We start from the raw sequence: 21,195 nt of genomic DNA, 5'->3' as shown, positions 1-21,195 counted from the left end.
AAGATAGCAAATAGAATTTTAAATCTTTATAGAACCTAAATCGTCGGTTAAATCTTAATATTTTATTTCGTAGTATAGGCAAAACTAATGGCACTATCTGCTTGGGAGATTTTTCTAAAGGTATAGTTAGGGTTGCCACCATAGTTAGTTTCAGACACAAGGAAAGAACCATCATCATAGACCTTCTCTACAAAAGCCACATGACCGTAGATAGCTGGTGTGCCATGTGTACCTCCTACAAAAGAAACAATAGCACCTGCTTTTGGTGTGGAACCTGTTTCCCCTCCAAGACTTGAAGCTGTCGAAACCCAGTCTTGACCATTTCCCATGGTATTAATAATTGAAATCTTTTCTCCATTTCTACCTTTTAATTTTAAGCCTAACTGGTTCATACGAGCCGCAACACCCCATGTACATTGTCCATAGGCATAGGCCATACCATCTCCACCACCAGGAACAGAATGCTCATACAAGTCTCCACGAACCCCTTCAAGGGACTGTGGATCACTCTTTGCTTGTCCTCCATTTGTTTGGCTAAAGCCTTTTTCAATTTGGTAATACCATTCCGTTGCTCTGGTTTGTCTTTCCAGTAGTTTGTCACCAGAATTTCCCTCCCAATAGGTAAGGAAGTGTTGGGCTAGATTGGCTGCACTGCCCGTATTTCCAAAGAAATCCTTTAACCAACTTTGATAGTAAGGACTATCCCCATGAAGCATAAAATCAAGTTGGAGGTCTAAATCATACCATTTCTTATTTTGGATGCGTGCATAATTTAACAAGGCTGTATGACGTGTTGAACCATCTGCGGTATCTGTCCATTGCCCTAAACCTAGACCTCTATGAAGAATATTAGGATAAGCACCACTATAAATGGCTGGACCTCCAATCGCTAACCAGCTTTCATCATCCCATGAGGAATCGGTAGCGCCAACTGGAGGAGATAAATAATCTCCCTCAGCTCGTTTAGGATTGATAGAAGACTCTACCGACCAATTTCCTAAAATAGCCGCAATGGCTTGGGGACTTGCCCCTTGAGATTTCAAAAACTCATAAATATGTTTTGCTCGTTCAAACTCATCCCCACCAAACTGACCAATGGCAGGTAAGATAGTTGTCTGAAGTTGAATGACTTTGGGAAAATAAAATTGCGGATTGACATACACCAATTTTTCTTTCTTGTTCTTATACTTTTGATAGGAAACTTTCAAACCTGTATCGTCTGGTGTTTCACCAATAATATCACCCGTTAAGACCCTTGTCCCCTCAATCGCACGGCCATTATGAATGGAATATAAGGTTAAACGACTCTCATTCTCACCTTTTCCGTTAGTGAGAATAACATCATCTCCATCTAGAGATACAACTCCATCCATTGGTGCGACAATCGTTTGGTGAGCCTTCGCTTCTAATAGAATGTACTCCTGAAGAGTAGGTTTTCCGTCTAAATCATAGTATCCATAACGATAAGTCATGGTCAAACTATCTTCGTTACTTTTCCCCTCAAATGGATTGTCCAATTCCTGCATGGAAGCATACACACCTTCTTCTTTTAGTTCCTTTATTTCCTCTTGATCGTCTTTCGATAGTTTATACTTAGGAGTTTCATAGAGGTCTTGCATGGATTTCAAATCATCCCCATCGTTTAAATCATGCCACAAAGTAGACAGATAATCCTTGTAAGTTTCTGAACTAAATAAGTGAACTGGTTTCTGTAACTCATAGTCATGGAATTTAAAGTTCATATACCCCATCACATCATCAACTTTTGTGTAATAAGTAATTCCTTTGTCATTTGTGCGAGTATGTTCTGCATCTTCCCAAGTTAGGTGGGTATAAGCTTTTGTTAATTCAAATTCATCTTGTTGAATCAAACTAGCTGATGAAAATCCTAAAAAGAAGCTCATTATAAGTAAAAGAAGAAAGACTATTCCTCCAACTATCCAGGTTACAGGATTTCCAGCCGCAAATGTAAAGAAGGAAAAGGCTGCTTTTAGTTTTTGATAGATATTTCGGACACTTGTAAGACCTTGTTTCTTTAATTTTCGAAACCGATTTTTAAAGGAACTTGGATTATCTTTCGCTAGTTTCCATCCTTTTCCATCCTTAAAATGATGGTATCGCTCTTTTGTGTTGGTCAGTCTTTTCTTGGTAAAACGACCTGTTGCTTGTCCTGTTTTGACACTAGCTTTTCCAAGGTTATAAGAAATCCGACTGTAGCGTTTCCCTTTTCTAATGGTCTCTTGTAGAGTGCGATAAGCTTCTAAATCTTCATTTTCTGAAGCTAACTCTCCACCTTCACGTCCAAGGACATAAAGAAAAGTTTTGGCTTTCCTACTGACTTTTTTGGACTTATAGGCTTGTTTAGTAGATTTTAGATTCTCTTTTGCGGCCTTGACTTCTTTCTTAGCTTTTAATTCTTCTAAACTCTTCCCTTGAAAGAAAAAATTAGATTTATGTTTCGATTTCTGACCGTAAAGAAATTTTTGATTGGTTTTTCTTTCTTTACGACTCTCTTTTCTTTCTTCTTTTGCTTCTACCTTGGCTTCTCTAAATTGCTTCTTGGCTATTTTCAATCGTTTTCTAGCATGAGGCAACCGTCTGTCTCTTAATTCTTTGCGATTTAAAAGAGATGGAGGACTATTTTGAAGAATATGATTGTAGTCTTCATTTGCTTGTTTTACTCTAGCCTTTGAAGCTTCTCTCATCTCCTCTAGCTTTTCCTTTATCTCTTTTTTCCATGCTTTTTCATCCAGTATAGCGGAATCTTTTTTCTGTTTCTTCACCTCCTTCTTTCCTTTTTTCAAGAATTTCTTCTCATCTTTTAGACTTCTTCTAAATGCCTTTCGGGCACGTATGATTTCTCTTTTATCCTTCATTTACCTTCCCCTTAATTAGAAGCCATTTTATCAGGATCTGTACTCATGATATCAAACAATTGTGTACCTTTAGGAATCTTATTTTTAAAGGGAACTACAACAGAACCAGCTTTTATCAGTCCTGCCCCTTTTTCTGGATTGACTAGGTATTTTTCAAGTTCTTTTGACAATCCTAAGAGTTGAACCAATTCTTCTCGGTCATTTTTTGCTTGCTTGAGGAGGATCATAAATTCACTATTTGCAATAATCCGTCTACCATTTGGATCTAACAATAAGGTTTCGACATTTTGGGTTATCCCAGTCGGACTGGCTCCATATTTTCTGACACGACTCCACAATTTAAAGAAGAAATCACTGGCATATTTATCTAATAAGAGAAGCTGCATTTCATCAAAATAAATCCAGGTCTTCTTCCCTAATTTTTGGTTCCGAACAACACGATTCCATATCTGATCAAACACTACCATAAGAGCGATTTGTTTCAGCTCATCTCCTAACTTTTTAACGTTATAGATTAAGAAGTTAGATCCTGTCTGAATATTGGTCTTATGAGAAAAAATATCAAGAGAACCTTCGACATACAGTTCCATATCAAGTGCCAAATTCTGCGCTTCTTCTTCTGGTTGTTGGCTCAAGACAAAGACCCATTCTTCCAAAGAAGGCTCTTTAAATGACTGATAAGTGAGTCTCGTAACTCGGTCGATAATCGATTTTTCTCTCCCATCCATTTTTCTATCCAATAACTTACCGATAAAGGATAAAAGAAATTCTGATTTTACCTTTACAGGATCCTCATCCATATTTTCCTCAGACAAGTCAAGGACATTGAGATAGGTTTGGGAATCGGGCGCAATATCAATCATTTCTCCACCAAAAGCTCGTCCAATGACACTGTATTCTGCTTCTGGATCCACGATGATAATTTCTGTATTTTCACCAGATTCCTTGATTTTGGTCGTGATAATTTCATGCTTGGTTGCCATTCCTTTCCCTGCTCCAGATGTTCCTAAAATCAGACCAGACGGTGTATTTAATAGGCTGCGATCAATGGTAATAATATTGCTTGAGATTTGATTGATACCGTAATATTTCCCACTACGGTCTTGTAAGTCTACTGAGGTCCAAGGTGAGTTCACTGCTATATTGGATGTTAATAAACTCCGTGATAAGCCCTCTAAAAAATCACAACCAAATGGCAGCAAACTATTAAAGGCTGCTTCTTGCATATATGGAAGTTTATCAATCATTAGATCATTTGAGCCGGCCACTTGTTGGATCGTGTCTAGAGCTTGTTTAAGTTCTTCTTCATCCTGACCAAAAACACCAATCAAGAAGACTGTTTGAAATAGTTTATCTCCTGTCTCGGTCATAGTTTTTAAGAGTTCCTCAGCTTCATCGATATTGCTTTCTAATACATGACCTACTTTTTCCAAATAGATACCTGTACGAGCTAGTTTTTGTTGTTCCCCAATCTTTTGGGATTCCATCAAGGTCTTCTTTGTTCGTAGTTTCTTCATAGCATCTGCCTTAGTCGAACTTTGAGCATGAAGGCTTACAATCAATTCCAAATCTCCTTGCATGAGGTCTCGGATAAACTGATCCCCTAATTCCATGCCGTAGTCTCTCACATAGACAATCTGCAATAAGCGGTCATTGATTTGTAGGTAATTCTTGTTTTTAAAATCCAAGAGATTAGGTGCTATGAAGTGACGAGTTGTCTGACCAGATCTGGTTAAATCACGGTAAGAAAAAGGAAGATGGTGTTCTCCTCTAAGCATATCCGCCAACAAGTTGACACGCTCTTCTCCAGCCAAGGAATCAAAGCGAGCATCAATTTCTGAGAAACCACTCTTGAAATATTCTCCTATTTGAGACAATGAACGATAGGCTTGTTTGGGATTAGAATCCTTTCTCCCAAAGCTAATCAGTTTAACAGCCGAAAAGTTATTTTCACCACTATCTAAATTCTGATTCATCATCCGATTCAATTCTTTACGATAGCTATCATACCCATCTTCTTTCTCCTCATACAAAACACTTTGTCTGAATTTTTCTAAATTCAATCTTTTATTAAAGATGGTCAATTGGAAGTTGGTTTGGTCGTCTAGGGAGTTAATCAAATCAGAATACTTCTCAATGATTGCGCCCTTATCTTCTAAACCAACAGTTTGATAATTGACATCACCAAGTAAGTAGCTTTGTGAGAAATAATCTTCTTTTACCTGCATCAGACCATTTTGATACAGGGCTTGATAGGAAAGAGTATTAGCCGTAGAAGGTAACACTTCCTCTTTTTTCCCTTTAACTTCTTCCTTTTTATTAGTCATTGAAGTTTTTTGTTTCCTTAATGTATTTGATTTTCTTTTCATGTTCAGGTCCTTTCTTTCCTGTAATTGTGCGTAGGGGAACCGTTAATTCAAAATGAAGACGGTATTTCAAATAATGTTCAAAATATAAATCATTGGGTTTATAGACTCCAAAAAGCATGAGGGGGATGGTAAAAGCAAACACAAAACCGTAAACAAACCAATCTCCAAATTGCCAGAAAAAGAGATTCAAGCCCAAAACAATAATTGTGACAATAAAGGCTGGTAAAACAAAGATGATTTGTCTTGTGGTGAAACCTAACCAAGCCCTGTGTTGGTATTTTGAGATGTCTTTAAAGACACGTGTATTCATGACTTTCCTTTCTAAAAAGGCTAAGAAGCAACCACTTCCTAGCCTTTATCTAATTACATACCTAAGATTGAGCGAGCCGTACGTTGAGAACCAACGAGGGCAATAATCAGTAAGATAGCTTGTACCAAACTACCAAACATAATCGCAAGTGATTGCAGGACTCCTGCACCATTTGAAACAGCTATTTTACCAGCAGATTCAAACAAAGGAACAAGAGAAACAATCAGAAAAATAAGAACCCCTTGTACCGCATAGACCATAATATTTTTTAAATAGCCTATACCAATAGACTTCCATTCATCACTTAAAAATGTTGGAATCGTAAGAGGGGCAAATGGGATCATAAGGTAGAGTTGAATAAATCGAATAGATACCAAAAGATTAACCATGGCTGCACTTACTATCCGAACAAGCCAAATGAGGAGGGCGAAAAAGCCCACAATCATCCGGCCAATAAATCCTGACCCTTTTAATCCAGAGATGGTATCATACTTTGACCCACCGTGAGCCACAATGGAAGCCACTTGTTCAATGGCGTGACTCGCAATCCCGATGATAGCTTCTACAATAACGGTAGTGTTGGTAATTACAACTGCGACCATAATATAACTAATCAACATCGGTGCTAATGCTTCAAAGGTCATCGCTCCTCCTGAGTTAGCAATTTTCTTTGCCATCTTCGAAAATTCTAAGATGAGAACAACTGATAAAATCGCAACTCCAAGAGGCTGCATGACACTTTTAGTAATACTAGACATATAAGTCCAAACTGTTGGATTGTAGCTAGATAGGGATTTAATCAGATCTACCGTAGATTGTAAATCCACATTAAATCCTTCAAATAAATTTTCAGCTGATATTTTTTCAGATGCAAGGTAAACAAAGGGTGAGACTAAACTAAGATTCATGTCATTGTTTATCCTCCTAAATTGAAATCTGGGTTACAAAGGCTCCAGCAGCCCCTACCATAACACCACCGACAATTTCAAGAATGGCATTCCGAACACCTGGTCCACCATCTTTAATGTTGGTTGCAAGATTGACAATCCCAACAACAACGAGAAAGGCACCAACCGCAATCAATCCCTTCTGTAACAAAGACATAGCTTGTGCAAACATAGCACTTGCGTCTACTCCATAAACAAAACCTTTAAAATGCGTAATCATCTATTTCCTCTTTTCTATTTTTATTTTAAACTAGATTCAAAAGTTAAATCACGAATTCTAAGGCCTTCAAGATGATTTTCCTGACTTTGATTCAAAGGATTGATCTGATAGTTCCACCACCGTTCATCGTTTTCTTGATTGGCAAGGTACTTCCAGTTTGGATGCTTAGTTGAATTGTACTTTTTGCTTTTAAAGACAGGCATATTGGCAATTCGAACTAAGCATTCATGCCGTTTCATATTTCCGACTTCATCAGGTGTCATTAAATCACGAGCAATCTTTTGATGAGAAAGGGATCCTGAACCTGTTTGGCCAAAGGAACGACTAGTATTTCGAACATCAATGGTTTGTTTACCGAGTAACCCACTCATAAATTTAAAAGTATCTTCATCATTACCACCTAAGTAGACTAAGCTATCACAGTTCCCAAGAATAGTTTTCCAAGCTTCTTTTTCTTTATAGAGTCCTTGAAGTTGAGCAATATTTTGCAGAATAGGAACGAGACTCATATTCCGAGAACGGACTGTTGAGGTTTGTTCAGCAAAATCTGGGATTTCTCCGATATTTGCGAATTCATCTAAGTAGACTCTCACATGAAGAGGTAATTGCCCCTTAAAATCAATATCTGCTTGTCTTGTTAGAGTTTGAAATACTGTTGAAAAAAAGAGGGCTGAAAGAAAGCGAAAGGTACTATCGTTATCTGGGATAACTAAGTAAACCATTGATTTTTCCTTGCCCCATGTCTTCATATCAAGAGTATCTCTTTTGGTCAAATCCATGACACTTTGAATATTGAAGAGGGCAAATTTAGCAGTGGTTACAGCTATAACAGAATCCAGAGTCTTATCCTTATAATTTTGAAAATCTGCCCAATTTCGCATGGTAAAATTTTCAGTTCCATACTTTTTAGCATAATTTTCAAATAGAATTTCTAAGACACTTTTTTCTTGGTTTTCACCCTTGGATAGGTGTTTAATGAGTTTTGAGATTTCAGCAAAACTTGGATAACACCCTCGTTTTTTTCGCTCTTCCACTCCTTTTTTTTGACGTTTCAACAAGTTTTGGTATTCCTTTTGACTTAAACGACTTTCTTCTATGAGCTGTTCTCTTGTTTTAGGTGGGTTATAGAAATCGACCAAGTAGGAGGCTAAAGCTCGTACCAAAGTCATAGAAGCTTCATCCCAAAATGGATCACTACGAGAGCCAGAGCCTTTGGTGTTATTGAAATAAACCGTCAGCATGCGATTCAAATCATTTTCTGTCTCTATATAGCGAAAAGGATTGAAGCCATCTGAGTTCTTCATATTGACTAAATCTAGCACCTTTACTTGGTAGCCATGTTCCAAAAAGAGTCTTCCTGTTTTCTCAGCTAAGTGATCTTTAGGATCCACGACAATATTGGAACTATTCATCTGAATCAGATTGGGTTTTACAAAGCGAAATGTCTTCCCACTTCCTGAACCTCCGATCACCGCAATATTCTTATTTCTATCATATTGGGGTGTTTTTTTATCTAATAATGTCAAACGAACATCTTGTGCTAAGATCGTATCATGAGAAAATTCCTTACCGTAAAAGAGCTTCTTTTCTTTTTGAGTTCCAAAACGGGCGCTCCCGTATTCTACTCCTTCTCGGTAATGTTTTTTACCAGTCTCTAGATAGAGATAAACTAGTAACATCATAACAAAGCCTAGTAGAAAAAAAGCACTTGATTTTCCAGTAAAGGAAACATTCCATGGCGACTGAATAATTTCATCTTGACCTTCCATCAGAAGATGAGTCCATTTATCTAAGCTATTTCCAATATAGGAATCATACAAAAGCGTCAAACGATGAAAAAGATAGCCTAGTAAGATACCTAACAGTGAGAATAGTAGGAATTTCTTTCCACTGTACATCATCTCACCATCTCTTTCTGTTTGACGGCTCCTTCTTGTCTAAAGGTAATTTGGGATTTAGCCTCATCAATTGCATCGTCCAATGACTTATCCATGGTAAAATCAGCTAATTTCTCCGGATCATTAACCATTTTTTCTAACAGATGGTCTAAATGATTGTCTAGAATCGAACGATCTTTCGTGTAGAAATGCAGAGAATCCCCTTGCCAAGCGATGGCCAAAGGAATCTCTTCTTTTTCTAAAAAAGCTTTAAATTTCTCTATATCAATTGGTTTGTCTAAAAAATCTTTCTTCAGATTAATCGTATCAATCGAATAAGGAGATTGTAGCAATTCTTCTAATTTCTGCACTCCTACCTTATAGGCGGAATCCTGTGCTAAAGCCTGACGTCTAGACCATTCTAGAATCTTTAAGAGACTTTTTACAGTAAATAAAAGACTACGCTCAGCATATTGAACTGCCATTCGTTCCTGTTGTTCAGAGGACATCTGATGCCTCCTTCTTCACAAATAGCAGCTTTCCTTCTTTATAACGATAAGCTATCAACTTCTGACGTTGCTTAATCGACTTAACAACCTGCAGTAGATCTCTCGAATAAGGTTCTCGAAGAGTAACTTCTACTGCTTTCCCATCAAAGATACCAACTCGTTTAAATTCAATGTAGTCTTTTTTGAGATGTCCTAAGCCCATACCAAAGGGAAAGTGATGAATCAATTGGATGGTACAACCACCCTTATTTCCCATTTGTTTCAAATCATACAAGTTTACTACCTTCATGATTAACTCCTTTATCTAGTTTGTCGCATCGTTTAAGTCTGGTAACGATAAACTCCGTGTCTGTTAGAAAATTCTCACACACGTCTTGTGCCAGTTGCCCTTCACAGGGAAATACTCTCAGTCCCTACTTACACAGGCACGCTAATCAAGACGGAGTGGATTCAATTTTCAAAGAACAGGTAACTTTATTATAGATAAGAGTAGTTGAAATTTTTATCACATTTTTGGAGTTATTGGAATAAAAAAAGCAACTCACTGCTTTACGAATGAGTTACTTTTGTACTAAAATATTTGTTGCATAATTTCCCTAATAACCTGAACAGAGTTATCAAATGAGATATCTTTAGCATACTTAAATTGGCGTTGATAACGAATCCATAGCTCTTTCTGATAATCAGAAATTTCAATTCCTCTCACTTGTTCTTCCCAATTATAAATAGTATCTTTACTTTTACGTTTTTCTGCCGTATTCTCAAGTGCATTTTTTAATACTTCTAGATTAATCTCTTCTTTTCTAAGTTTATACAAGGTGAAAAGATCATATCGATCACGTGGGCGTGTCGAAGCTAATCCCCGACTGATGATCGTTTCTAACTTTTCAGCAAGTACAGTCTCTAGATTATATGTCCATATCTTGATGCTTTCATTAGTAAAGATAGAAGTCATTGAATAAGTAATTTCTCTTGGTGTGATCTTATCACCAGTAGTAATATCAATAAAAACAACCTCTTTTAATGTATCAAAAGTTGCATTTAATTTTAATGAAAATCCTCCATATTCATCATCTTGGCGAATAGGTTCTAGCTTATCTACTGAAAATGAAAATCCATCAGTTTTAGAACAAAGAATCTCTTCAAAGATATGAATCAAATTTTCTTTGCTCATTTCGGTTCCCTTCAGAGTGACATCTAAATCCATTGTGGTTCGCTTATCTAGTCCAATCATTTGACCTATTAGATACCCTCCTTTTACAATGAAGGAATCTCTATAAGAACTAGTAGAAATCAGCTTTAACACTTGCTCAATTAAATAATGTTGTTGTACTTGTTGAGCTGGAATTCCCTTATTTTTTGAAATGTTTTTGATTTTTGCTTTAAAGCTATTCGCATTTGAAAACATTAAGATAGTACCTCCGTATAAGATTGTAACTTATCAGTTACTTTAAATAGCTGGGCATAATAAAATAATTTGTGTAAATGAATTTTATTTTGTTGAAAATATTTTTTAAACGCTGGTGCAATAATTTGAAGATCCACCTGATGAACTGGTCTTAGACATTCAACCAAAACTCGTTCAACTTCATAAACTTTAATAAATTGACCAGGAAGGCGCTCTATTTCAATAATTCCTTCACTATAGTGAGAGCGTAAAATAATAGGACGTATATCTGCTTCCTTAATGTTTTTGGTATTCGTACCATAAGGAAAACTCATCGTCATGTTAAAAGGGATAGTCAAAGATAAACCATGTAACCAAAGTGCTGTCTCCAAAGAAAAGATTCCCTTTGGAAATCGATACTGAAGAACAAACCACTCATCTAAATAAATATAAGGTAAGCGATATAAGCCTTTTTCTGCAGCATCGATTTTTCCTTCTGTAACCATTTTTAATAAGGTTTTGTAGTGTAAATTTTCATCTATCACTTGTTTAAAAGTTAAAAAACCATACTGATTGAAAGAGTTCATCAGTTTCTCTCTTTTATCAACCATATCATTCTCCTTTCTTAGAAATTAAATGCTAACATCTACTATATATGTTAGCATTTTATTTCTTTAAAATCAATTCATTTAGTTTTTTTATTTCAAAATTAATCCATACGTAAGACAGACCAGCTATTATTAAAGAAAAAATAAGACATAGACTGATAGGTTCCACACTAAATGTAGACCCATACTGCCCCATAAGTCCGATTTATAGCGTACAAGCCCTAAAAACATCCCAAGTGAAACATACAAACACCAACCTAGAATGGTTCCTGGATGATGTGCTAAGGCAAATAAAACACTTGTCAAAGCAACTCGAATATCTAATTTTCTAACCAAGTTCCATAAAATTTCTCGATACAGAAATTCTTCAACCATACTCGCATTGATTAATAACAATAAAAATGAAAACCAAGGGACTTGATGTTGAAGGCCAATTAAGTTTGCTTGATTCGTAGTTCCTTGAGCATGGATTAGGCTAAAACATAGATTTATAATCAGTAGGCTAACGAATCCAATACCAAGCCATTTCATCCTAGTTTTCATATTGACCTTGACAACTTGTTTTCGTTGACCATACATCCATAAAAAAGAAATGAGCGACGCACAATAGAGAATCTGTAGTATGGTTAACTCACTAATACAAAGCAATTTCAGTAAGTATAGAGATACCAATAAGACATTTACTTGTTGGAATATATAAACTGGAATTATTCTTTTCATAGTTACCTCCGAAATAAATCTTCATAATCTAAATCTAATACCTGTACAATCCTTTCTACCCATGGACTTTGAGGCATTCGTTGTTCCATCTTGTAGTGGCGTATCTTTTGATACAAACGATTCAATTCACTTGGATATTGAAACTCTCCCGCAAACATTTTTCTGGTTAACTCAATCCAGCTGATATTCCTTTCAGCCAAAATAATGGACAAGTTCTCCCAAAATCGTTCTGCCATATTGATTCTCCTTTAGTTAGATAAATAATGTGTTTGTGCCATGTAAATCAATTGTTTCGTATCTCTAGGCAATAGAGCTCTAGCCTCCTCCAGATTCAAATTTGGATAAACTCGCTTATTTGAAACCGCAAGAGGAAGTCTGATGGTTAGTTCAGGATTTTTTAATATCATTTCGATGAAATCTGTTAATTTTAGGTTATCTCGATTCTTAAAACGTAATAAATTGGGAGATAAAAACTCGAAACAATCTGAAGAATAGCTCATCATCTCAATTAATTTATCCTTTGTCATTTCAGAAATAGAATGAGGAGTGACCTCTATGCCATACTTTTGAAAGAAATCCAAAAGAAGTTGATTTCTATGACAATTTTTACTTAGATAGAGATCAATCATGGGAGACCTCCCAAAGATTCGGTTCCATTTGATATTCTGAGACGATTAAGGAATCTAATAAATTTGAGAAGTTAATCGGTTTCTTGTCTTCATCATAAGCTTTTACAGTTACTTGGGTTGTAAGTATTCCCTCTTTTCCCTCGGCTCGATAGCCTTGTCCATATAAAACAAAAACAAGATTTTGATGATCATCTACAAAGGCATCAACCCCATTCTTTATGTCTTGACTTTCAAGGAATTCCATCACGTTTTGAAGATAGGACTCGTAAAATAGTGGGTAGTTGTGTTTTTTATGGTAATCATCTAAAAATGTTACTTCAAACTCACATGGATAATTGGGTATCAAAAATAATTGTTCATCCAGCTGTTTGATTTCTGCATCATGTAATTCTGTTTCTAATTCATCACAATCTAGTATTGATTCTTTATTTAATGCTTTCATCTTTTTCCTCTATTTCTTTTAATTTCTTTGCGATTGCGGCAATCACAGGAACGGTTACACTATTACCAGCTTGTTTATAGAGCTGACTATTACTAGAGACTTTTCTAGCAGCTTCAAAAGCCCAATCAGGAAAGCCCTGCAAGCGAAAACACTCTTTAGGAGTGATTCGTCGTATCCTCAGACGGTAAAATTGTCCATCTATTAATATACTGGCTACATGATAAACTTGTTTATCTTCTCCTTCATAACTAGCAACTACTACTCCCATTTGTCCACTAGTTGTTAACGTATTAGCTATACCTTTTCCAACTCTACCACGACGATACTGAGAACTTGGTCTTTCCAAATTGATTGAATCTCCTATTTCTGCTTGAGCGTATCCTTTTTTCGTTGCTTCCCGGACTTTTAGAAATTGGATTGGTTCTGGAATCAGTATTTTGGGGATTTTATCTCCACCTTGCATCGTAGTCAGTGTTGGAGATAACCCCTCACTTCCATAGACACGACCGGTCTCCTTAAAGCTAGTCGGTAATTCTCCAACAACGACAATGCCATGATGATCCTGAGTATTTAAAGTAAACATTGGCTCTTGGTTTTCCTTAAAGCGTCTACCATTTTGTCTCTTGTCTAATCTATCTGGTGTCATACAAGGAATCGCAATCTTAAATCCTTCTCCTTTCCCACGAACTAAGGTTGGCGCAAGACCTTCTGAATAATAAACTTTACCGCTCATTCCACTTTTTGATGGATTCAAATTTCCTAATGTTTTTAAAGTCTCAGAGTTAGTTGCTTGACCTTCTCGTCTGAAAGGAAATAAGAGTCTGATACCTTTCTTTCTAGAATGTCCGATAATAAACACCCTCTCTCTGTTTTGGGGAACGCCAAAATCCTTACTGTTAAGCACCTGCCACTCAACATCAAACCCCAACTCATCAAGTGTGGTAAGGATTGTGGTGAACGTCCGTCCCTTATCGTGATTGAGTAGGCCTTTAACATTTTCAAGAAAAAGAAAACGTGGTTGGATTTGTTTGGCCGCCCGAGCAATTTCAAAGAACAAAGTTCCTCTAGTATCTTCAAATCCCAATCGTCTTCCTGCGATTGAAAATGCTTGACAAGGGAATCCCCCACAGATGACATCGACTTTCCCTCTAAGTTTTTTAAATTCGTCATCTGAAACATCTCGTATGTCATGAAATTCAATTTCTCCTTCCGTTTGAAAAATGGACTTATAAGATTCTCTAGCAAATTTATCAATCTCACAAAATCCAATACACTCGTGTCCGACACTTTCCATTCCTAGTCGAAAACCACCGATACCTGAAAATAAATCAATAAATTTCATTTCTTTATCACCCCTTTCTGATTGACTATCAATGTCCAAAGAGTCACACCACTTGAAATGAAAATGAGCATAACTAATATCCACTCGATTGGTGACATTTAACCACCTCCTTTTCTAACACGGTTATTCCAAACGGAATATAGGCCATTAAACACAAATTCAGCAAGTACTTCCGCTCGTCTAACAAAGTGAACATTGTCAAGAGCATACTGATAGATTCTCTCAAAATCAGTCATAGCAATTTCACTGGCTGTTTCAGAAAAACCTTCTCGTCTAAATTGATCTTGTACCAATCCCCAAATATAATCTCGATCATATTTTGTGACCTTTTCAACTTTTCTTTTCAAGATAGGTTGAGTATTCCTATCCTCCTCATCCTCAATAAATAAAGAATCAGTCTCACTATATTTAGTCTCACTAACTTCAGTCTCACTAGGGGCTGAATGTGAGACGGGGGCCGTTTCATTTTCAACCTGCCCTAGTCTTTTTTTAACACTAGCCCTGTTTGAATTACCTACTGGGGTTGAAGATAATTCCCCTAAATAAATCTTATTAGCTAGTCTTCCTTTCTCACTTGAAGACTGTTGAACTTCATCAATTAAGTCATATTCTTTAAGAATTTTTTTGATTGATAGTAGTTTTGACTTCGAACAACCTAACAGCTTCATCAGTTTAGAATTAGAAAATACTAAATAGACTGCTCCTTCTTCATCTATCCAACCACGACTGAGAGATAATTCTAAGCGATCTTTTAAAATGGAGTAAGCCACCTTTACTTCTAGTTTCATATCCATATATTTCTCATCCTCAAAAAGAATTTTAGGCAATTTATAATACCGTTCTGAAGTTTGGTATTGATTTGCGGTAATTCGTTTCATAGCGCTCCTCCAAGTTCTTTGAGTATTAAATCTCCACTTGATTCCAAGCGAACCAAGCCACTTTTTTCCAATTCAGCCATAAGAGATATGGCCTCAACAATATCTATTCCCATTTCACGTACTAAAAATGAAATGACAATATAGCGTGATGATTGTAATTCTTTTGTCATTTTCCCTCCAGAAAATAAAAAAAGGAGAACAATTATTCAACTGTTCTCCAAAATAATTTTATTAAAAAGAAAAACCCTGCCAAATTAATTTTTGGTAGGGTTTTTGGCAGGAAACTAAATTAATTTATCAGTTTCTAAAATGTGTTCACGATTCTAAAAGGCTGATACTATAGTATTCCGAATTCTAATTGGTATATGCCTCTTATTTAAGAGTAACTGAAGCTCCAGCTTCTTCCAATTTAGCTTTAAGTTCTTCAGCTTCAGCAGCTGCAACACCTTCTTTGATAACACCAGGTGCACCATCAACAAGTTCTTTAGCTTCTTTAAGACCAAGACCAGTGATTTCACGTACAACTTTGATAACGCCGACTTTCTTGTCGCCTGCAGATGTCAATTCAACGTCGAATGAATCTTTAGCAGCACCTGCGTCAGCAGCACCAGCTGCAGCAACAGCTACAGGAGCAGCTGCAGTTACACCAAATTCTTCTTCGATAGCTTTTACAAGGTCGTTCAATTCAAGGATTGAAGCTTCTTTAATTTCAGCAATAATGTTTTCAATGTTCAATGCCATTGTTATTTCCTCCAAATAAGTTTTTATATTTTATGTTTTTATTTTTTTGTAGCTAGGCTACGCTGCGTAGCTTAAGATTAAGCTGCGTCTTCTTTGTTGTCTGCAACCGCTTTGACTGCAAGAGCAACGTTGCGCACTGGCGCTTGAAGTACAGAAAGGAGCATAGAAAGAAGTCCTTCGCGGTTTGGAAGAGTTGCAAGAGCAAGAATCTCTTCTTTAGATGCGACAGCGCCTTCGATTGCACCACCTTTGATTTCAAGTGCTTCAGCGTTTTTAGCAAAATCGTTCAAGATTTTCGCTGGTGCGATAACATCTTCGTTAGAAAATGCTACTGCAGATGGTCCAACAAAAACAGATGCAAGATCTTCAAGACCAGCTTTTTCAGCTGCACGACGTAAGATTGAGTTTTTGATCACTTTGTACTCAACTTCGCTTCCACGAAGCTCACGACGAAGAACTGTATCTTGTTCTACTGTCAAACCACGAGCGTCCACAACGACGATTGATGCAGCAGCTTTCATTTTCTCAGCTACTACGTCAACTAGTTCCGCTTTCTTAGCAATAATTGCTTCACTCATTAGTGTGTTCACCTCCGTAATTATTTTGCTTGGGGAATTTTTCCAAAAGAAAAACGCGCCCAAACCTAGACACGAAAGTACAATACGCTTCTTTTTACATGATACGTTTTGTCCTCGGTAGGATCTTTATGAGTCGAGCTCCCCTACTGTCTTAGGCAGTTTTTTCAAACCGTTATTTAGTGTATCACATAAAAAAAAAGAATGCAAGTATTTTTGCAAACTTTTTTTAAAATAGTTAATCTTTATAGATAGTCTTGGTACGATTGAGCCATGCATAGGCCAAGCCCATGATCACTCCTCCACCTACCCAGTTTCCTACAAAAGTGACTGCATAATGACGAAGCACATTGAAGAACTCTAAGTGAGGCAAATCTTTCGAAATAGAGTTAAAAGTAGCTAATGAGAAAGAAGCAAAGTTTGCCGCGATGTGTTCATTCGTAAGGAAAACAAACATATAAATAGCTGACAAAGCCATCAGAACTTTAGCTGTTTCATCTTTAAAGAAGAGGTAGGACAAGATGGCTATATTAACAAAGATGTTGGCAACAACCCCTTCAAAGAAAACCAATTGATTAGAACGTTGCAACTTCAACTCTACAACCGAACCAAGGAAGCCTTTTGGATTCAGATTTGCAAAAGCACTTGTCTGACTGAAGAGAAATGCAAGGAACAAGGCACCAACTAAATTAAAGAATGTACAATATAGTAGAATTTCTAAAGCTTTCTTCCAATTTATCTTCTTAAGATAAACTCCAGCTGTCAGGTACATCATATTTGAAGTCGTTAGTTCACTATTTAAGAAGAGTAAATAAACCAATCCCCAAGCAAAAATAAATGGAAACAAGAAACGACCGGAACCTGGCAAGAAGGTATTGAGCAAATCTGCTCCCACAATCCCAACTGCTGTACTCATTGTGAGAAATGCACCCGCAAACATAGAGCGAACAGCATAACGAGCCTTAGAAGCTGTATATAGTTCTTCCTTCTTTTGACATGCTGCCTCTACTTTAAGAACAAAATTTGATTCTCCCATCTGAATCTCCTTATATATTGAATTTGTGAACTTCTTCATTATATCATAGATAGAACCTCCTGAAAAGGTTTTCAGAAAAATAATATAAAAAATACTGTTTTCAATGAAAAATGATATAAAACGATTTAAAACGACTAAAAGAAAAAACAGACCTTAATGGCCTGTTTATCGTTCAATTTAATTCATATCTTACAAGAAACGATTTGCCCATGCGATATCCAAGTTCAAGATTTCTTGAGTTGTATATTGTTGGCGATATGGGTTGTAGACCGTACCTTCATAACCTCCATATACACTTGGTGAATCATACTGAGTCAAATTGTAAGTTTCGATGATATGGTTCAATTTTGCATAGTAACTTGTATCAGTAGCATAGACACCCGTTAAAGCAGCTGTCGCATCCTGGTAGCTTGTTGTATTGCTCTTCCAAGCGCCTGCAAAATGACCTTGTTTCAAAACAGCAACATAGTCTTGTAATGATTCATAGTAGCTAGGGTATGAACGGAAAGCATCGTTGATGGTATAGGCATTTCCATTACCATCATCTTCCCACGTCTGCATCACAGCTGATTGACCAGCATAACTACCTTTAATACCAAAAAGGTTGTAGTGAGGATAAGATGACAAACCAGATTGACCAGCTCCACTTTCTAAGATTGCTTGAGCAATCATAACAGAAGCATAAAGATCATTTTCTTGAGCAAGCTGACGAGCAGATTCACCGATTTGTGAGATGAAAGTTTCTGTTGGATCTGCGTATTGAGTATAAGCACCATCATTAGCATCAACGTTCCCTACATGCTCACTCATAGCTGCCGCTACTGTTCCTGCAGCTACTAGAGCCACTAAGGATCCAATCAATTTCGATTTATTTAGTATTTTTTTCAATGTGATAATCTCCTAATGTTTTAATGAAAACTCTTTAAGATGATTATAGCACAGAAAAGCATTAAATTGTTGAGCTCAATATTACATTTTAATTACAATATCGAGATAAATCAAATAAATAAATAACAGGTTAGTAATAATACGATTTATTCCAAAAAGCTATAGTCAAAAATTGCATCCCAAGCTTCTTCTACTCCTGTCTTATTAATGGATGAGAAGATGATAAAGGTATCTGTTTTATCAAAATCCAATTTCTTCTTGATCATAGATTCATGCTTGTTCCATTTTCCTCTTGGAATTTTATCGGCTTTGGTTGCAACCAAGATAACAGGAATCTCGTAATATTTTAAAAACTCGTACATTTGGACATCATCAGCTGAGGGTTCATGACGAAGATCAACCAGGCTGACAACAGCTCTTAAATTCTCTCTTGATGTCAGATATTCTTCGATCATCTTTCCCCATTTCTCACGTTCTTTTTTAGAGACACGAGCATATCCATAGCCAGGTACATCGACAAAGCGTAATTTATCATCGATATTGAAGAAGTTTAATAACTGTGTTTTCCCTGGTTTTCCAGACGTACGGGCCAAATTCTTGCGATTTAGCATGGTATTAATAAAAGAAGACTTGCCGACATTTGATCGACCGGCAAGTGCAACTTCTGGGATATCATCTTGAGGATAATGGCTTTTATTGGTAGCGCTCAAGAGAATATCCGCATTATGAGTATTCACTTTCATAGAATTTCTTTCTAGGCAGTTTCTAAAATTGGTTTTTCAGTTCCGTTAACTGCTTCTTTGGTGATTCGAACCAATTTGACATCTTCTTGACTTGGAACTTCAAACATCACATCCAACATAGTTTCTTCGATGATGGAGCGTAATCCACGAGCACCTGTTTTGCGTTCAATAGCTTTGCTTGCAATTTCTTCAAGTGCTTCGTCATCAAATTCCAATTCTACGTCGTCAAAGGATAAGAGAGCTTGGTATTGTTTCACCAAGGCGTTTTTTGGTTCTTTCAAAATACGAACCAAGTCATCCACTGTCAATTGCTCTAATGCAGCAAGAACTGGAAGCCGACCGATTAACTCAGGGATAATACCGAATTTTTGGATATCTTCCGCAATGATTTCTTGCATATAAGAGCTTGATTCATCGATAGCTTTGTTGTTTTGACCAAATCCAATGATCTTCTCACCTAAACGTTGCTTCACGATTTCTTCAATCCCATCAAAGGCTCCACCGACGATGAAGAGGATGTTCTTGGTATCGACTTGGATCATTTCTTGTTGTGGGTGCTTGCGTCCGCCTTGAGGTGGCACGCTCGCTACAGTTCCTTCGATAATCTTCAAGAGGGCTTGTTGTACCCCTTCACCAGATACATCGCGGGTGATAGAGACGTTCTCACTCTTCTTAGCAATCTTATCGATTTCATCAACATAGATGATGCCACGTTCTGCACGTTCAATATTGAAGTCAGCAGCTTGCAAGAGCTTAAGAAGAATGTTTTCAACATCTTCTCCGACGTAACCCGCTTCTGTCAAGGCTGTCGCATCCGCAATGGCAAATGGAACATTCAAGCTCTTAGCAAGAGTTTGAGCCAAGAAAGTTTTTCCTGAACCTGTAGGCCCCACCATCAAAATGTTTGATTTTTGGAGATCTACATCATTGTCTTCTTCACGATTTTCGTGGAAGTTAATTCGTTTGTAGTGATTATACACTGCTACTGCTAGTGCTCGTTTAGCACGATCCTGACCGATAACATAGTGGTTAAGGATATTGAGGAGTTCGATTGGTTTTGGAACCTCTGAGAGGTCTGCCAAGACTTCCTCAGCTAGTTCTTCTCGAATGATTTCTTGAGCTAACTCAACACACTCATTACAGATAAAGGCGTTGTTCCCTGCGATAATCTTCTGTACTTCGTCTTGGTTCTTACCACAAAACGAACAATAAACCATCATATCATTTGATTGATTTGTAGGCATTTTCTTCTCCCGATTCTAAAGTCTGTTTGTAATTTATTTAAATAAAGTCATATAAAAGGCGTGAATAGAATTCACAAGATTGGTAAAGGCATTTAACAAAAATAGAATGGCTAATCCATAGCGCTTTTTCCGAAGGGTCTGAGAAGCACATACTAGGCAAATCACGCATAAAACCGCTGTAAAAAAGCCAAAGATACTACGTTCCATGAACTAGTCTTCCTTTCTTTCAAAATGTCTAATGGTAAAGTTATAAGGGTTTTTTTCGTCTTTTTCGATCGTCCGCTCGTCCAGTAACTGGAACTGATCCCAATGGAAGTCTTCTGGAAAATACGTATCTCCTTCTAATTGGGCATCGATGACAGTCTGGTAAAGCTCCTCTAGATAAGGCTCGAAAAGGCGAATCACCTTCTCCCCACCGATAATAAAGAGTGACTGATCCTGATCCTTATACCAGTCTAAAACATCCTCTACAGAAGTTTTTAACAAGACCTTTTCATTCTCTACATCATACTTGTCATCTCTAGAGAGAATGATATTGGTCCGATTTGGAAGGACACGTTTGTTTAACCCTTCGTAGGTAACTCTCCCCATAAGGATCGCATGGCCCGTTGTCGTTTGTTTAAAGTGTTGCAATTCAGATGGTAAATGCCAAGGCATGACCTGGTCCTTGCCGATAACTCCATTCTTTGTCTGAGCCCAAATACCAATTACTTTCTTACTCATTCTTACATCCTTTACACTGATACTTCTATTTTATCAAATTTTTTTAGAAAAGACTGTTTCCAACTATTGGTTCATTGACCAAAACTTTACAAGTTTTTCGTCAAAAAAAACCGCGATTTCTCGCGGTTTTG

24 protein-coding genes and 1 other annotated feature are annotated in these 21,195 nt (G+C 37.0%); all 24 genes read right to left on the bottom strand.

Going from position 1 to position 21,195, the window contains the following annotated elements; all coding sequences use genetic code 11:
• Positions 1-62: 62 nt before the first annotated feature.
• On the bottom strand, positions 63-2,876 hold the full coding sequence (locus RCH62_RS01080) for a phage tail tip lysozyme (protein WP_306474425.1): 2,814 nt from the start codon (positions 2,874-2,876) through the stop codon (positions 63-65).
• Positions 2,877-2,887: 11 nt separating this feature from the next.
• Positions 2,888-5,245 carry a VirB4-like conjugal transfer ATPase, CD1110 family gene (locus RCH62_RS01075; RefSeq protein ID WP_306474424.1) on the bottom strand — a complete coding sequence of 786 codons (2,358 nt, stop codon included), beginning with the start codon at positions 5,243-5,245 and terminating at the stop codon, positions 2,888-2,890.
• Entirely contained in the window at positions 5,196-5,555 is a 360-nt protein-coding gene (locus RCH62_RS01070; RefSeq protein ID WP_001097589.1) for a PrgI family protein, read from the bottom strand. The genes RCH62_RS01075 and RCH62_RS01070 overlap by 50 nt, the downstream gene beginning before the upstream one ends.
• Before the next feature lie 53 nt (positions 5,556-5,608).
• Complete coding sequence (locus tag RCH62_RS01065) at positions 5,609-6,463, bottom strand: conjugal transfer protein TrbL (protein ID WP_033585696.1); 855 nt, start codon at positions 6,461-6,463, stop codon at positions 5,609-5,611.
• A 16-nt stretch (positions 6,464-6,479) separates the two neighbouring features.
• Positions 6,480-6,722 carry a hypothetical protein gene (locus tag RCH62_RS01060; RefSeq protein WP_000627865.1) on the bottom strand — a complete coding sequence of 81 codons (243 nt, stop codon included), beginning with the start codon at positions 6,720-6,722 and terminating at the stop codon, positions 6,480-6,482.
• A 20-nt stretch (positions 6,723-6,742) separates the two neighbouring features.
• On the bottom strand, positions 6,743-8,620 hold the full coding sequence (locus RCH62_RS01055; RefSeq protein ID WP_306474439.1) for a VirD4-like conjugal transfer protein, CD1115 family: 1,878 nt from the start codon (positions 8,618-8,620) through the stop codon (positions 6,743-6,745).
• Positions 8,620-9,108: a hypothetical protein gene (locus RCH62_RS01050; RefSeq protein WP_000093683.1), complete on the bottom strand. Its 489-nt coding sequence runs from the start codon at positions 9,106-9,108 to the stop codon at positions 8,620-8,622. The genes RCH62_RS01055 and RCH62_RS01050 overlap by 1 nt, the downstream gene beginning before the upstream one ends.
• Positions 9,098-9,397 (bottom strand): hypothetical protein, encoded by a 300-nt coding sequence (locus RCH62_RS01045; protein WP_000869753.1) that lies wholly within the window; start codon positions 9,395-9,397, stop codon positions 9,098-9,100. The genes RCH62_RS01050 and RCH62_RS01045 overlap by 11 nt, the downstream gene beginning before the upstream one ends.
• A 282-nt stretch (positions 9,398-9,679) precedes the next feature.
• Positions 9,680-10,516, bottom strand: coding sequence for a nucleotidyl transferase AbiEii/AbiGii toxin family protein (locus RCH62_RS01040; RefSeq protein WP_272074677.1), 837 nt, complete (start codon positions 10,514-10,516; stop codon positions 9,680-9,682).
• The gene (locus RCH62_RS01035) at positions 10,516-11,106 is read right to left on the bottom strand and encodes a type IV toxin-antitoxin system AbiEi family antitoxin domain-containing protein (RefSeq protein WP_272074678.1); all 591 of its coding nucleotides are present in this window, start codon (positions 11,104-11,106) and stop codon (positions 10,516-10,518) included. The genes RCH62_RS01040 and RCH62_RS01035 overlap by 1 nt, the downstream gene beginning before the upstream one ends.
• A 129-nt stretch (positions 11,107-11,235) precedes the next feature.
• Positions 11,236-11,823, bottom strand: a complete 588-nt coding sequence (locus tag RCH62_RS01030) for a CPBP family intramembrane glutamic endopeptidase (RefSeq protein WP_272074679.1) — start codon at positions 11,821-11,823, stop codon at positions 11,236-11,238.
• A 2-nt stretch (positions 11,824-11,825) separates the two neighbouring features.
• Positions 11,826-12,059, bottom strand: a complete 234-nt coding sequence (locus tag RCH62_RS01025; protein WP_272074680.1) for a transcriptional regulator — start codon at positions 12,057-12,059, stop codon at positions 11,826-11,828.
• A gap of 12 nt (positions 12,060-12,071) precedes the next feature.
• A complete protein-coding gene (locus RCH62_RS01020; protein WP_000566524.1) occupies positions 12,072-12,452 on the bottom strand; it encodes an arsenate reductase family protein in 381 nt (126 codons plus the stop codon).
• Positions 12,445-12,894 (bottom strand): hypothetical protein, encoded by a 450-nt coding sequence (locus tag RCH62_RS01015; RefSeq protein WP_000645887.1) that lies wholly within the window; start codon positions 12,892-12,894, stop codon positions 12,445-12,447. The genes RCH62_RS01020 and RCH62_RS01015 overlap by 8 nt, the downstream gene beginning before the upstream one ends.
• Complete coding sequence (dcm, locus tag RCH62_RS01010; protein WP_306474423.1) at positions 12,878-14,236, bottom strand: DNA (cytosine-5-)-methyltransferase; 1,359 nt, start codon at positions 14,234-14,236, stop codon at positions 12,878-12,880. Before dcm ends, RCH62_RS01015 begins: the two co-directional genes overlap by 17 nt.
• 98 nt (positions 14,237-14,334) lie before the next feature.
• Positions 14,335-15,114 carry a replication initiator protein A gene (locus RCH62_RS01005; RefSeq protein WP_306474422.1) on the bottom strand — a complete coding sequence of 260 codons (780 nt, stop codon included), beginning with the start codon at positions 15,112-15,114 and terminating at the stop codon, positions 14,335-14,337.
• Complete coding sequence (locus tag RCH62_RS01000; protein WP_000159607.1) at positions 15,111-15,284, bottom strand: hypothetical protein; 174 nt, start codon at positions 15,282-15,284, stop codon at positions 15,111-15,113. Before RCH62_RS01000 ends, RCH62_RS01005 begins: the two co-directional genes overlap by 4 nt.
• Positions 15,285-15,486: 202 nt before the next feature.
• Positions 15,487-15,855 carry a 50S ribosomal protein L7/L12 gene (gene rplL / locus RCH62_RS00995; RefSeq protein ID WP_048716072.1) on the bottom strand — a complete coding sequence of 123 codons (369 nt, stop codon included), beginning with the start codon at positions 15,853-15,855 and terminating at the stop codon, positions 15,487-15,489.
• Between the two features lie 77 nt (positions 15,856-15,932).
• Positions 15,933-16,433, bottom strand: coding sequence for a 50S ribosomal protein L10 (rplJ, locus tag RCH62_RS00990; RefSeq protein ID WP_001287273.1), 501 nt, complete (start codon positions 16,431-16,433; stop codon positions 15,933-15,935).
• Positions 16,434-16,471: 38 nt separating this feature from the next.
• Positions 16,472-16,607: a sequence feature (ribosomal protein L10 leader region), on the bottom strand.
• A 61-nt stretch (positions 16,608-16,668) separates the two neighbouring features.
• Entirely contained in the window at positions 16,669-17,466 is a 798-nt protein-coding gene (locus RCH62_RS00985) for a formate/nitrite transporter family protein (RefSeq protein WP_306474421.1), read from the bottom strand.
• A gap of 189 nt (positions 17,467-17,655) precedes the next feature.
• Positions 17,656-18,354: a glucosaminidase domain-containing protein gene (locus RCH62_RS00980; RefSeq protein WP_373689704.1), complete on the bottom strand. Its 699-nt coding sequence runs from the start codon at positions 18,352-18,354 to the stop codon at positions 17,656-17,658.
• A 146-nt stretch (positions 18,355-18,500) separates the two neighbouring features.
• Positions 18,501-19,097: a ribosome biogenesis GTP-binding protein YihA/YsxC gene (yihA, locus tag RCH62_RS00975; protein WP_306474420.1), complete on the bottom strand. Its 597-nt coding sequence runs from the start codon at positions 19,095-19,097 to the stop codon at positions 18,501-18,503.
• A gap of 11 nt (positions 19,098-19,108) precedes the next feature.
• Positions 19,109-20,341: an ATP-dependent Clp protease ATP-binding subunit ClpX gene (clpX, locus tag RCH62_RS00970; protein WP_048691279.1), complete on the bottom strand. Its 1,233-nt coding sequence runs from the start codon at positions 20,339-20,341 to the stop codon at positions 19,109-19,111.
• Between the two features lie 210 nt (positions 20,342-20,551).
• The gene (locus RCH62_RS00965) at positions 20,552-21,064 is read right to left on the bottom strand and encodes a dihydrofolate reductase (protein WP_306474419.1); all 513 of its coding nucleotides are present in this window, start codon (positions 21,062-21,064) and stop codon (positions 20,552-20,554) included.
• Positions 21,065-21,195: the final 131 nt, after the last annotated feature.

It is taken from the genome of Streptococcus sp., from assembly GCF_030825805.1.
Classification (GTDB): domain Bacteria; phylum Bacillota; class Bacilli; order Lactobacillales; family Streptococcaceae; genus Streptococcus.
Note: the sequence above shows the minus strand (reverse complement) of the source record. Positions and strands in the feature narration are given on the sequence as shown.